The organism is Streptomyces sp. NPDC046862 (assembly GCF_040704615.1).
Lineage (GTDB): Bacteria > Actinomycetota > Actinomycetes > Streptomycetales > Streptomycetaceae > Streptomyces.
In genome coordinates this window covers 84219-96062 of sequence record NZ_JBEYXP010000003.1, presented here as the reverse complement: position 1 = coordinate 96062, position 11844 = coordinate 84219, and the positions used below count along the sequence as shown (strand labels likewise).

The 11844-nt window shown below is 71.7% G+C and carries 10 protein-coding genes; 3 read left to right on the top strand and 7 right to left on the bottom strand.

The genetic code is table 11. From position 1 onward, the window contains the following. Nucleotides 1-12 precede the first annotated feature (12 nt). From AB0959_RS03980 to AB0959_RS03970, 3 genes are all read right to left on the bottom strand, one after another. Entirely contained in the window at nucleotides 13-1407 is a 1395-nt protein-coding gene (locus tag AB0959_RS03980) for an FAD-dependent oxidoreductase (protein ID WP_366824672.1), read from the bottom strand. Nucleotides 1408-1497: 90 nt separating this feature from the next. After that, nucleotides 1498-2163: an HAD-IA family hydrolase gene (locus AB0959_RS03975; RefSeq protein WP_366824671.1), complete on the bottom strand. Its 666-nt coding sequence runs from the start codon at nucleotides 2161-2163 to the stop codon at nucleotides 1498-1500. A gap of 38 nt (nucleotides 2164-2201) precedes the next feature. After that, entirely contained in the window at nucleotides 2202-3557 is a 1356-nt protein-coding gene (locus tag AB0959_RS03970; RefSeq protein WP_366824670.1) for an MFS transporter, read from the bottom strand. Between the two features lie 386 nt (nucleotides 3558-3943). Between AB0959_RS03970 and AB0959_RS03965 the strand changes: the two genes are divergently transcribed. Continuing rightward, the gene (locus AB0959_RS03965; protein ID WP_366824669.1) at nucleotides 3944-4948 is read left to right on the top strand and encodes a D-2-hydroxyacid dehydrogenase; all 1005 of its coding nucleotides are present in this window, start codon (nucleotides 3944-3946) and stop codon (nucleotides 4946-4948) included. A gap of 101 nt (nucleotides 4949-5049) precedes the next feature. On the opposite strand, the gene AB0959_RS03960 is transcribed toward AB0959_RS03965, so the two are convergent. The 4 genes from AB0959_RS03960 to AB0959_RS03945 form a co-directional block, all read right to left on the bottom strand. After that, nucleotides 5050-5922 carry an LLM class flavin-dependent oxidoreductase gene (locus AB0959_RS03960; protein ID WP_366824668.1) on the bottom strand — a complete coding sequence of 291 codons (873 nt, stop codon included), beginning with the start codon at nucleotides 5920-5922 and terminating at the stop codon, nucleotides 5050-5052. 77 nt (nucleotides 5923-5999) lie between these two features. Further along, on the bottom strand, nucleotides 6000-7631 hold the full coding sequence (locus tag AB0959_RS03955) for a cellulase family glycosylhydrolase (protein WP_366824667.1): 1632 nt from the start codon (nucleotides 7629-7631) through the stop codon (nucleotides 6000-6002). 35 nt (nucleotides 7632-7666) lie between these two features. Beyond that, nucleotides 7667-8788: a GDSL-type esterase/lipase family protein gene (locus AB0959_RS03950; protein ID WP_366824666.1), complete on the bottom strand. Its 1122-nt coding sequence runs from the start codon at nucleotides 8786-8788 to the stop codon at nucleotides 7667-7669. 106 nt (nucleotides 8789-8894) lie between these two features. After that, nucleotides 8895-9893: a LysR substrate-binding domain-containing protein gene (locus AB0959_RS03945; protein ID WP_366824665.1), complete on the bottom strand. Its 999-nt coding sequence runs from the start codon at nucleotides 9891-9893 to the stop codon at nucleotides 8895-8897. A 128-nt stretch (nucleotides 9894-10021) separates the two neighbouring features. Here AB0959_RS03945 and AB0959_RS03940 point away from each other — a divergent pair, with 128 nt between their 5' ends. After that, complete coding sequence (locus tag AB0959_RS03940) at nucleotides 10022-11155, top strand: diaminopropionate ammonia-lyase (protein WP_366824664.1); 1134 nt, start codon at nucleotides 10022-10024, stop codon at nucleotides 11153-11155. 28 nt (nucleotides 11156-11183) lie between these two features. Continuing rightward, the gene (locus tag AB0959_RS03935; protein ID WP_366824663.1) at nucleotides 11184-11840 is read left to right on the top strand and encodes a LysE family translocator; all 657 of its coding nucleotides are present in this window, start codon (nucleotides 11184-11186) and stop codon (nucleotides 11838-11840) included. Nucleotides 11841-11844: the final 4 nt, after the last annotated feature.

The following is an 11844-nucleotide window of genomic DNA, read 5'->3' as shown; positions in this document are numbered from 1 at the left end:
TTTGGGGGCGCGTCATGGTCGGCGGGCGATCAGATCCGCCACTGTCGCGATCGGTGACGTCCGCGCCCGCCCACCCGCCTCGTGCCGGTCCGCGAACCGGTACGCGACGTACAGCCCGCGCACCCCGAGCCACCGCAGCGGCTCCGGCTCCCAGGTGCCCGGCCGGTGCCCGGTCCACGGCAGCCGCGTCAGCCGGGACTCGCGGCCCAGCACCAGATCGGTCAGTGTCCGCGCGGCGAGGTTCGTCGAGGTCACCCCGTGCCCGACGTAACCACCGGCCCAGCCGAGCCCGGTCGCCCGGTGCAGCCCCACCGTCGCCGACCAGTCGCGGGGCACCGCGAGCACCCCGCACCAGGCGTGGTCGACACGGACGCCGATGGTCTGCGGCAGCACCGTGTGCAGGGTCTCGGTGAGCTCGCCGATCGTGCGGTCGGCCACCCGCCCCGCGACGTCGGTGCGTGAGCCGAAGCGGTACGGGACCCCGCGCCCGCCGATCGCGATCCGGTCGTCGGACGTGCGCTGCGCGTACAGATGCCCGTGGGCGGTGTCACCGAGGGTCTCCCGGCCCGCCCAGCCGATCTCCTCCCACACCTCCTTCGGCAGCGGCTCGGTGACGATCATCGAGCTGTTCATCGGGAGCCAGGCGCGGCGCAACCCCTTGAGCGAGGCCGTGAAGCCCTCCGTGGCGCGCAGGACGACGGGCGCGGTCACGGTGCCGTGCGCGGTGACCGCCCGGCCCGGCTCGACGGCCGTGACCGGGGACTTCTCATAGAGGGTCACGCCGAGCCGCTCGACCGTGTCGGCGAGTCCACGGACCAGGGCGGCGGGCTGGAGCCGGGCGCAGTGCGGAGTCCAGGCCGCCGCCGTCATCCCGTCGACGCGGATACGGTCGGCGGCCTCCTGGGACGTGAGCATCACGGCCTCCGTGACGCCCCATGCGTGGTCGGCCTCGGTCTTGTGGCGCAGCCGCGTGGCCTGCGCGGGGGTGCGAGCGAAGCGCAGGGTGCCGCCCTTGACGATGCCCGCGTCGATCCCCTCGCGCTCCGCGACGGCGATGATCTCGTCGACGGCCTCGTTCATCGCGCGCTGATGGTCGAGTACGGCGTCCCGGCCGTACTGCTTGGCGAGCCGGTCACGGGCGCCGGGGACCAGCCCCGATGCCCAGCCGCCGTTGCGGCCCGAGGCGCCGAAACCGGCGAACTCGGCCTCCAGGACGGTGATCCGCAGCGAGGGGTCGGCCAGCTTCAGGTAGTACGCGGTCCACAAACCGGTGAGCCCGGCACCCACGACGCACACGTCGGCGTCGCGATCGCCGGGCAACGCCGGGCGGGGTGTGGGCAGTTCGGCGAACCAGTGGGAGATCCGGCCGTTGACCGGGCCGGGGTGGCCGAGCGTGGAGGCGCTCACGGAGGGGGTCCTTTCACGGCGGGTGGGGCGGGGTACCGACGGGGAATGTGACGGAATCCGGGACTCCGTCACATCTCCGGTCGTAGGTGGTCAGACGCCGAGCAGGCCGGGCAGCTCGGAGAGGTCCTTGATCTCCTCGTACGGCTGGAAGGCGGCCGAGCCCGGGAAGCCGTACCGGTTCACCCAGATCCGCCGCATGCCCTCGTACCGCTTGGTCGGCATGATGTCGTACTCCCAGCCCTGGGCGGTGTGGATGATGTCCTCCGGGCCCCGGCCGGTCGCCTTCATCAGGTACTCGAAGGCCTGCGGCAGCGGCTTGTACGCCCCAGCCTGCTCGGCGGTGAGTACGTGGTCCCACTCGACACCGAGAGCGTCCACCGCGTACCGGATGAGGTCGTCCTCGCTGTTGGAGAGGATGGCGATGTCGTACTCGCTCTTCAGACGGCGCAGCGCGTCCGGCACCTCGCGGAACGGCTCGAACCTCTTGATGGCCTCGATCAGCGCCTCGCCGTCCTCGTCCCGGTACTCCAGGCCGTGCAGCAGCATCACGTTGCGCAGGGTGCGTCGGACGACCTCGCGGTAGGGGCGGTACGCGTCGACGACGCCCTGGAAGCGCATGACGTACGCGTCGTGGTGGAACCGGTCGGGGTCGACGCCGACTTCGGCGAGGCGGTCCTTGACGATCTCGTGGGTGGCGGTGCGGGTGTCGAAGTTGATGAGCGTGCGGTAGCAGTCGAAGCTGACGACCTTGCGCATGAAGGGAACTCCTTGAGGGTCCTTGAGGGGAAGGGGGTTCAGGAACGGCTGCTGGCCTCGGCCAGGCCCATGTCCTTGGTCTCCGGGGCGAGGAAGTACGACACGACGAGTCCCACCAGGGTGATCGCGACCGCGACACCCAGCGTGCCGCGCACGCCCAGGTCCGCGGTGGCGACCGGGAGCAGGAACGTGGAAGTGGCCGAGCCCACGCGGCTCATGGCGGTGGCGATGCCGACGCCCGTGGCCCGCAGGTCGGTCGGGAACAGCTCGCTCGGGTAGACGAACTGCAGCCCGCTGCCGGCCGCCTCGAAGAACTGGAAGGCGGCGAACAGCGCCACCACCGCGAACGCCCAGTGCAGCGGCAGCACCGCCAGCGCGATCAGCGACACGTTGATGCCCACGAAGGTGCTGATGAGCAGCGAGCGGCGGCCGATCCGGTTGACGACCACCAGCCCCACCGCGATGCCCGCCACCGCGATGGTGGTGATCAGGGCGCTGGCACCGTACGTGCCGCCCACACCGAACGCGGACAGCATCTGCGGCTGGAAGGAGCGGACCGCGAAGGCGGGCGCGACCTGGCAGATCCAGAAGACGGAACAGAAGACGACCGGGACCGTGTAGCCGCGCCGGAAGACCTCGACGAGATTGCCGAGTCCCGAGCCGCCGCGCTGGTCCCGCCGGGTCTCCGCGAACAGGTCGTCGGTGTCGACGTCCCGGCCCAGGTGCTTGCGGACGACGGCCCTCGCCTCGTCGATCCGGCCGCGGGAGGCCAGCCAGCGCGGTGACTCGGGGATACCGGCCCGGAAGACCAGGAAGACCAGCGCCGGCACCACACCCGAGGCCAGCATCCAGCGCCAGGAGTCCGGGCCGAGCCCGGTAAGCGCCCATCCCGCCCAGTAGCTCACGCCGTACCCGACCCACCAGGCCAGGACCAGTCCGGACAGGGCCGGGCCGCGCATCCGCCGGGGCACCAGCTCCGTGGTGAGGGCCGAGGCGATGGGGTAGTCGGCGCCGATCGCGATGCCGATCAGCAACCGCAGCACCATGAGCTGCCAGGCCTCGGTGACGAAGAACTGCAGCGCGGAGAAGACCACGAAGGCGGCCAGGTTGAGGACGTACATCAGATGGCGGCCCACCCGGTCGGTGATCGGGCCGAAGACGGCGCCGCCGACGAACACGCCGACCAGGACGGAAGCGGCGATGAGGCCGGTCCACAGCGTGTCGAGCGCGAGCGCGGGGGTGATGAGGCCGAGGGCGACACCCATCACGCCGAGCAGATAGCCGTCACAGAACGGGCCGCCCATGGCCACGGCCATGATCCGGCGGTGGAAGGGACTGACGGGCGTGTCGTCGAGGGACGAGGTCCCACCGGTGGTGGACGAGGTCACGGACATGCTTGAGGCTCCTGGGGGACGCGGGCTGCGGGGGGACGCGCGCCGGCAGGGGGACCGGAGCGGAGGAGGCCGTGCGTCAAGCATTGGCAGGCGTACGGCGCTGTACGCGGACGGACCGAGAGGTCACCCGGGGTGTCCGGAGCGACCGGGTGAGGAGGTGGTCCGGGGTTGGCCATCACCCTGGTTCAGCGCACGGCCACCGTCAATGAACACCGTGTTCGCTTCGCGGGCGGCGGATGGACAGTCTGTTCCGCGGCCGCCGTCCGGTGGACAGACCGTCCACACTCCCCGCCCGGGGCGGACACCCTGGTCGTTGACCCTCCTGACCCGCCCACCACAGGGTGAGAGACGTCCCCGCCCCTCGCACGCCGTGGGAGAGCTGCCGCATGAGCCATCCGTCCGAGGCCGACCGGCTCGTCGTCCTGCACCGCGGCATCCTGCCGCCGAACGCCGAGCGCATCGAAGCCCTCGCCGACACCGTGTACGCCACCGAGGAGGAACTGCCGCTCCTCCTGCCCGGCGCGGACGCCGTCTTCTGCTGGCACTCCATCACGTCAGCGGTCGCCACGGCCTGGCCCGAGGACCCGGCCCTGGCGCCCCGCTGGGTCCACGTGGCCGCAGCGGGAGTGGACCCGCTGCTCTTCCCCGCCCTGGTCGACAACCCCGACGTGGTGCTGACCAACTCGCGCGGCGTCTACGACCAGGCCATCGCCGAGTACGTCCTCGGCCTGATCCTCGCCCTCGCCAAGGACTTCCCCGGCACCTGGGAGCACCAACGGCGCCGCGAGTGGCGGCCGCGCGACAGCGAGCGCGTCGGCGGCCGCACCGCGCTGGTGTGGGGCACCGGCCCGATCGGCCGTGCCATCGCCCGCATGCTGCGCGCCGTCGGCATGCGCGTGGCGGGCGCCGGGCGCACCGCGCGCGACGGCGATCCCGACTTCGGCACCGTGCACCAGGGCGCGGGCGTGCGCACGGCCCTGGCCGAGGCGGACTATGTCGTCCTTGCCGCGCCGCTCACCCCGGCGACCCACCACATGGTCGACGCCTCCGTCCTCGCCGCCATGAAGCCCGGTGCCCGGCTGGTCAACGTCGGGCGGGGCGGCCTCGTCGACGAGGAGGCGCTGGCCCGGCACCTCGCCGAGGGGCGCCTGGCCGGAGCGGCCCTGGACGTCTTCGCCCAGGAACCCCTGCTCCCGGCCTCACCGCTGTGGGACATGCCCGGCGTGATCGTCTCCCCGCACACGGCGGGCGAGGTGACCGGCTGGCGCGGTGACCTGGCCGACCTGTTCCTCGACAACCTCGGGCGCTGGGGAGAGGGACGGCCGCTTCGGAACGTCGTCGACAAGGAGAAGGGCTATGTCGTGGAGAGGACTGCCGTGACCCTCCGGTAGGTCGCGCTCATCCAGGGACCGCCGAGGCCGACGCCACCGGAGCCGAGCAGCCGGCCGTCGTGGGCGGGCTGCTCGGCTCCGGTGGTGATGCGGGAAGGGCCCTATCGGCCCAGTGCCTTGAGCACGGTCCCCAGTTGCCGGACCGGCTCGGCGCCGGCCATCCGCAACACGACCGTGCTCGCACCGGCCTCCGCCAGCTCGCGGACCCGTCCGGCGGCCTGTGCCGCTCCGCCGGACACGGTGAAGACCTGCTCGGGCGGGCGGCCGAGCCAGGCGCCCTGCCCCTCGACCTGAGGCCGCAGAGCTTGCGCCACCTGCTCGGCGTCGTCCCCCACACAACAGAAGGCGAACACCGTCAGGGTGTGGTCGGCGGCCGCTCCGCCCTTGTCGATCAGTGCCCGAGCGCTCCGAAGGTCGCGCGGCCCGTGCCCCTCGGCGATGAGCGTGCCGTCGGCGACCCGCCCGGACAGCTCCAGCGAGCGGGGCCGCACCACTCCCGCGACCAGGGGCGGCACCTGAGCGGGTGGATGCACCAACGTCACGCCGTCCAGGCGCACTTCGCGCCCGTCCAGCTCGACGCGCTGCCCACGCAGCAACGTGCGCACGGAGCTGATCGTCTCCTCCAGCAGCGCGAGCGGCGACCGCGCGGCGACGCCGACGGACGCCATCCACTCCGGCACCCCGTGCCCGATCCCGGCCACGAACCGGCCCGGGAACACCCGTGCCAGCGTCGCCACCTCCATCGCCAGCAACGCGGGACTCCGCAACGGCGCGGGCATGATCCCGACGCCCACCCGCAGCCGCTCCGTCGCCCCCAGCGCGACGGACGCGGCCGACACGCCTCCGTTCCACCCGAGGTCCTCGACCACCCAGAGGTCGTCCGCTCCGAGCGCCTCGACCTCCCGCGCGAACCCGGGCAACTCCTCGGGGGCCCAGTCGCGGTCGTACATCACACCGATCCGAAACTCCGTCATGCAGGGAAACGTATGCCCCCGCGGGTGTGTGATCAACGGTGTCGCGTGGCGATGGCCGAGGTTCGGGTGCGGTCAGGTCAGGTCACCGCGCAGGACGAGCCGTTGAGGGTGAAGGCGGTGGGGCTGGGGTTCGTGGTCGAGCGGGTGGCCGTGAAACCGAGGGTGACCGAGCCCGCCGCGGGGATCGTCGCGGTGTACGAAGCTGAGGCGACGCCGACCTCGGCGCCGCTCTGCGTGGCGGTGCCGCCCCACAGGTTGGTGATGCGCTGGCTGTCGGGGAACGTCCAGCGCAGGGTCCAGCCGTTGATCGCCGCGCCGCCGGTGTTACGGATGACGATCTCGCCCTGGAACCCGCTGGACCAGTCGTTCGTCACCCGGTAGCCGACACCGCAGACCGCCGCCGACCCGCCGGACGAGGTGGTGACCGTCACGGTGCCCGAGCGCGGTGAGCGGTTGCCGGCGGCGTCACGGGCGTAGACGGCGAAGGTGTACGAGGTGGACGGGGTGAGGCCGGTGACGGTGGCGGAGGTGGTGGCCGTGCTGGTGGCGGCGGTCTCGCCCGCTCCGCTGACGCGGACGACGTCGTAGCCCGTGACGCCGGTTCCGTCGGTGGCGGCGGCCCACGACAGCCTGACGGACGAGGAGGTCACCGCGGACGCGGTCGGTGTCCCTGGGGCGGTCGGGGGAGTGCTGTCGCCTCCGCCGGAGGAGTAGATGGTGGCTTCCTTCGAGGTGGCGGCGATGCCGTTGGCGCCGTTGAAGACGCGCTGGCCCCACGAGCTGAGGCGTGTGGGGTCGAAGTCGATCGCCAGGTCGAGGATCGGGTCGGTGTTGCCGCTCCAGGACCAGGCCAGGTAGCCGAGTTTCAGTTGCTGGGCGACGGCCATCATGGTGTCCTCGTCCGGGTCGCCGTACTGGTCGGGCGGGCCTCCGAACTCGCCGATGAGGATGGGCAGTTTGGCGTTGACGAAGGCGTTCAGGTAGTCGGTGATCTCCTGGGCGGTGTCGTAGACGCTGTACATGTGGATCGAGAAGATCAGGTTGCCCGTGGGATCGGCGTTGTACACGGACTGGGCGTTGGCGCGCATGACGCCCTGCCAGTCCTGGCCCCAGTTGGGCGCGTCCACCATGATCGTGTGCGAGAACCCGGCACCCCGAAGCTTCTTGACGGCCGCGATCGTGGGCTCGGTCCAGCCGGCGGGATTGGTGTTGCCCCAGGGCTCGTTGCCGATGTTGATGATGACGTGGTTCTCCTGGCCGGTGAGCACGTCCTTCAGGCCGATCCAGTAGTCGGCCGCGTGGTCGAGGGTCCCGGCCGCGGCGTCCTCGCCGTAGCCGGTGGTGTCGTGCACCTCCAGTACGCAGATGAGCCGGTTGGCCTTGCACTGGGCGATGACAGCGGCCACGTCCTGGGCGCTGTTCTTCGTCCAGCGGTGGCCGTCCGAGAGGACGACGCGGACGGTGTTGGCACCCAGCGCCTTGACGTCGGCCAGCGACTGCGTCTCGCCCGGGTACCAGGTGTGGGCGTGGTTGACTCCGCGCATCACGAAGTCGTTCCCGTTCGCCTCCAGCAGTCGGCCGTTCTGGATGCGGAATCCGGTGGCCGCCGCCTGGGCAGGCGCGGCGAGGGACAGTAAGGGGACCAGGAGGCCCAGGAGGGCGGCCACGACGGCGGCCACTCGGGGGGCGTTGCGGGTGCGGGATCTCATGGCGGCTCCGAAGGGTGCGATGGGGTGACGATGCGTCAGGAGGATGTGGTGCGCGCCGTGCAACTGACAGTCGCCGACGGGGTGCCGGCCGTTGCCGGGGTACTGGCGATGAAGCCGATGGTGGTGCTCGCACCGGGGGCGAGGCCGCCGTTCCAGGTCTCGTTGGTGATGGTGGCCGTGCCGTCAGTGGCCGTGGTGAGAGTGCCGCCCCAGATCTGGGTGAGACGGGCGCCGTCGGCCGGTACGACGGTCACGGTCCAGCCCGCGACGGACGACGCGGACGTGTTGGCCACTGTCACCTCGCCCTGGTAGCCGCCCTGCCAGACGGAGGGTGCCCGGAAGGACGCGGAGCAGGAGGGCCGGTCTCCACCCGGGTCGCCGGGATCGCCTGGGTCACCGGGTCCGCTCCCGTCGAGGAGCGAGGCCAGGGCCGGGTACCACCGGGCGGCGATCTTGTCGTCGCCGGAGGCGTTGGGGTGGACGCCGTCGTAGGTGTCCGTGGCGGTGCTGAAGCCCGTCCACTGGTCGACCACGGCCACGGGGGAGCGGTCGGTGCTCGTGGCCCTGGCCCAGGCGGGGATCCGCGCGTTGAAGTCGACGACACGCTGGGCACAGGCCGCGCAACTGCTCGGGTTCATGGGGATGAGCTGCGCGACCAGGATCTTCATGTCCGGGTTCGAGGCACGCATCTGCTGCACGAGTGTGGAGTAGGCGGCGAGGACGCGGTCGGGCGCGATGTCGCTCCAGACGTCGTTCGTGCCGAAGTGCATGACAACGATGTCCGGCAGTGTGGCCGCCAGTCGCCCCGGCAGGAGGTTCTGGTCCGCCACATCGGTGACCCGTTCACCGCCGTGACCCTCGTTGTCGCCGTCGTACGGCTGTCCGCACCCCTGAGGGCCGAGGGTGCCGACGAAGTCGATGTTCGTGTGGCCGGTGCTCTGCAGCCGGTTCCACAGCACCGCCCGCCAGCAGCCCGGCGACCCGGTGATCGAGTCGCCCAGCGGCATGATGCGCACGGCCCTCGCGGTGTCGTCCGCGGCTGTGGCGCGGCCGGCGAGCGGCCCTGTGACGGACAGGAGCAGGGCGGCCAGGAGGCCGAGAACCGGAACGAGGCGCGATGAGAGGTTCCGGAGGGGCAAGTAGTGGGTGCTGCGCATGGTGGTCCCTTCCCTTGTGAGGTGGGAGCGCTCCCATGAAACATCAAGCCACCATTGTCATTGACACGTCAACCCCTCGGTGGCGGGCCGTGCCCGGCGCGCGGGATCAGCCCCCGCGCTTCGCCGACGTCCGGCGGGGGCGGAGCGTGATCGCGCGGTGGAGGGCGTCCCGGCACGCCAGAACGGCGGGGTGCCGGCCGCGGCCGCGGCGCACGACGGTGAAGATGCGGCGTGAGCGCCGGTCGCGGGGGAGCTGCCGCAGGGTGACGGTGGGGGGTTGTCCGTTCCAGACGAGGTCGGGGAGGAAGGCGGCGGCGTGTTCCTGCTCGACGAGGCGCTGGTGGAGCAGGAGGTCGGTGGTCTCGAACCGTACGTCGGGTTCGAAGCCGGCGTCACGGCACAGGGTCATGGCCCAGTGCCGGGCGGGGGTTCCTTCGGGTTCCATCACCCAGGGGTGGTTCGCGAGTGAGCGCAGCGCCGCCATGGGGCCGCCGGCGTCCGGACCGTCGGTGTCCGGACCGTCGGTGTCCGGACCGTCGGTGTCCGGACCGTCGGTGTCCGGGCTGTCGGCCGGCCTCGGCACGGCGAGGTGGAGGGGGTCGTCGAGCAGATCCTCATGTTCGAGTTCGGCGGGTCGCGGATTGGGGTTGCCCGGGTACTCCTCGGCGAGGACCAGGTCGAAGTCGCGGGCCTGGAGGGCGGGCAGGGCCTGTTCCGGCTCCATGTGCGTGACGTGGAGGCGCAGGTTCGGGTGCTGGTCGCGCAGCAGGCCGAGCATGGTCGGGACCAGGGTCAGGGCGGCCGTCTGGAACGAGGCGATGCGCAGGGTGCCGGTCAGCTCCGTCAGGGAGGCGGCGATGTCCGCCTCCGCGCGCTCCAGGCGTTCCAGGACCGCTTCTGTGTGGGCGACGAGGATCTCGGCCTGCTCGGTCAGCCGAACCCGCCGCCCGACGGGTTCCAGCAGGGGGACGCCGACCTCGGCCTCCAACTGGGACAGCTGCTGGGAGACCGAGGACGGGGCGTAGGACAGCGCGGCGGCGACGGCCGCGAGCGTGCCGCGGTGCTTGAGCTCGCGCAGCAGGCGCAGCCGGTGCAGATCGAACACGGGCGGCCCGCTCTCTCCCCCGGCGCCTCGCGGAACCGAGGGCTGGCTGGACTGGTCGGTTTATCCGATGAGTATAGGTCGAAAAGATTCGCTGGACCGACCGTACGAGGGCGTCGGACCCTGATCCTGTGTCCGAGAATTCTTCCGGGAATGCTTCCCTCCTCCCCGAGCCGCCGTGGCTTGTACGGCCCGGTGCCCGCACCTGGCGGTGTGATCCCGCACCCGCCGAGGTGCGCGGCTTCCACACCGCACTGCCCGGCTACGCGCTCAGCCCGCTCACCGAACTCCCCCCACTTGCCGCCGAGTTGGGGGTAGGCCGGGTTTTCGTCAAGGACGAGTCGTGCCGTTTGGGGCTGCCCGCGTTCAAGGTGCTGGGTGCCTCCTGGGCGATCCACCGCACGCTTGCCGATCGGGCCGCGAACGGCACGGAACCGGGCCCGGTCACCCTGGTCACCGCCACCGACGGCAACCACGGCCGAGCCGTGGCCCGTACGGCACGACTGCTCGGACAGCGCGCCCACGTCTTCGTCCCGCGGGGCGTGCACCCGCGGGCCGTGGCCGCCATCGTCGCCGAGGAGGCGAAGGTCACCGAGGTGGCGGGACCGTACGACGAGGCCGTACGGGTGGCGTCCGAAGCCGCTGCCACGCCGGGCACGGTCCTGGTCCAGGACACCGCCTGGCCGGGCTACGAGCGGATCCCGGGGTGGATCGTCGAGGGTTACTCCACCCTCTGTGCCGAGATCGACGAGCAGTTGACGGACGAAGGAGCCGTCGAAGGACCTGATCTCGTCGCTGTGCCCGTCGGTGTGGGCTCATTGGCCCAGGCCGTCGTCACCCACTACCGCAGCCGCCCCTCCGGGCGGGCGTCGGCGCTGCTGTCGGTGGAGCCGGAGACAGCGGCCTGCGTCCTCGAAAGCCTCACGCTCGGCGAACCCGTCAGTGTCACCACCGGCGAGACCGCCATGGCCGGGCTGAACTGCGGCACTCCCTCCAGCATCGCCTGGCCACGCCTGCATGCCGGACTGGACGCCGCGGTCGCCGTCCTCGACGCGGAGAGCGTCCGCGCGGCCGGTGATCTCGCCGCTCTCGGGGTCTCCTCGGGCCCCTGCGGAGCCGCCTCGCTGGCCGGCCTCCGCGCGGTGCTCACCGGCGTGGGTGCCGGAGAGCGCCGTACCGCACTGGGACTCGACACGACATCGGTGGTCGTGCTTCTGAGTACCGAGGGCGCGGCCGCCAACCCGCACTCCGCCGTCGATGACTGAACACGCGACACCTGAAAGGCCCTCTGTCGTGCTGACCCACTTCTCGGCCGCGCTGGGCGTCCTCGCCCTGTTGACGGTCGTGCCCGGCCCGGACATGGCGGTGGTCACCCGGCGTGCCCTCGTGGCCGGCCCCGGGGACGCGCTGCGGACCGTGGGCGGGATCGTGACCGGGCTGCTGGTCTGGGGCGCGCTGACCGTGGCCGGCCTCGCCGCCGTGCTGGCCGCCTCCCCGGCGGCCTACCTGATCGTCAGGCTCCTCGGCGCCGGTTACCTGATTTTCCTGGGCGCGCAGGCGCTGTGGCAGCACCGTCGCGCCGCATCGGAAGCCGCAGCCGAAGCCGCATCGGCAGCCGGAGCTGCCGCCCCGACGGACTCCGGTCAGCCCGCCGTCGGGAGCCCGTGGCGCGTCGGCCTGGTCAGCAACGTACTCAACCCGAAGATCGCCGTCTTCTACACGGGCCTGCTCCCCACGCTGGCTCCTCCGAATCTGCCCGCCGCCTGGGCCATGACGCTCCTCGTCCTTCTCCATGCCGTCCTCACCCTCGCCTGGCTGGGCGGCTACGTGCTCCTGCTGTCCAAGGCCGGCCCGGTTCTGTACAAGCCTCGTGTCCGCCGTGCCCTCGGACGGACCACGGGCGTCGTGCTCATCGGCTTCGGGCTCGTGGTCGCCACCACCTCCGGCTGATGAA

What these genes read in the sequence shown, in the direction of transcription:
- AB0959_RS03975 (WP_366824671.1), bottom strand. Translation starts at nt 2,163, where the DNA reads ATGCGCAAGGTCGTCAGCTTCGACTGCTACCGCACGCTCATCAACTTC.
- AB0959_RS03960 (WP_366824668.1), bottom strand. Translation starts at nt 5,922, where the DNA reads ATGACGGAGTTTCGGATCGGTGTGATGTACGACCGCGACTGGGCCCCC.
- AB0959_RS03970 (WP_366824670.1), bottom strand. Translation starts at nt 3,557, where the DNA reads ATGTCCGTGACCTCGTCCACCACCGGTGGGACCTCGTCCCTCGACGAC.
- AB0959_RS03955 (WP_366824667.1), bottom strand. Translation starts at nt 7,631, where the DNA reads ATGAGATCCCGCACCCGCAACGCCCCCCGAGTGGCCGCCGTCGTGGCC.
- AB0959_RS03950 (WP_366824666.1), bottom strand. Translation starts at nt 8,788, where the DNA reads ATGCGCAGCACCCACTACTTGCCCCTCCGGAACCTCTCATCGCGCCTC.
- AB0959_RS03965 (WP_366824669.1), top strand. Translation starts at nt 3,944, where the DNA reads ATGAGCCATCCGTCCGAGGCCGACCGGCTCGTCGTCCTGCACCGCGGC.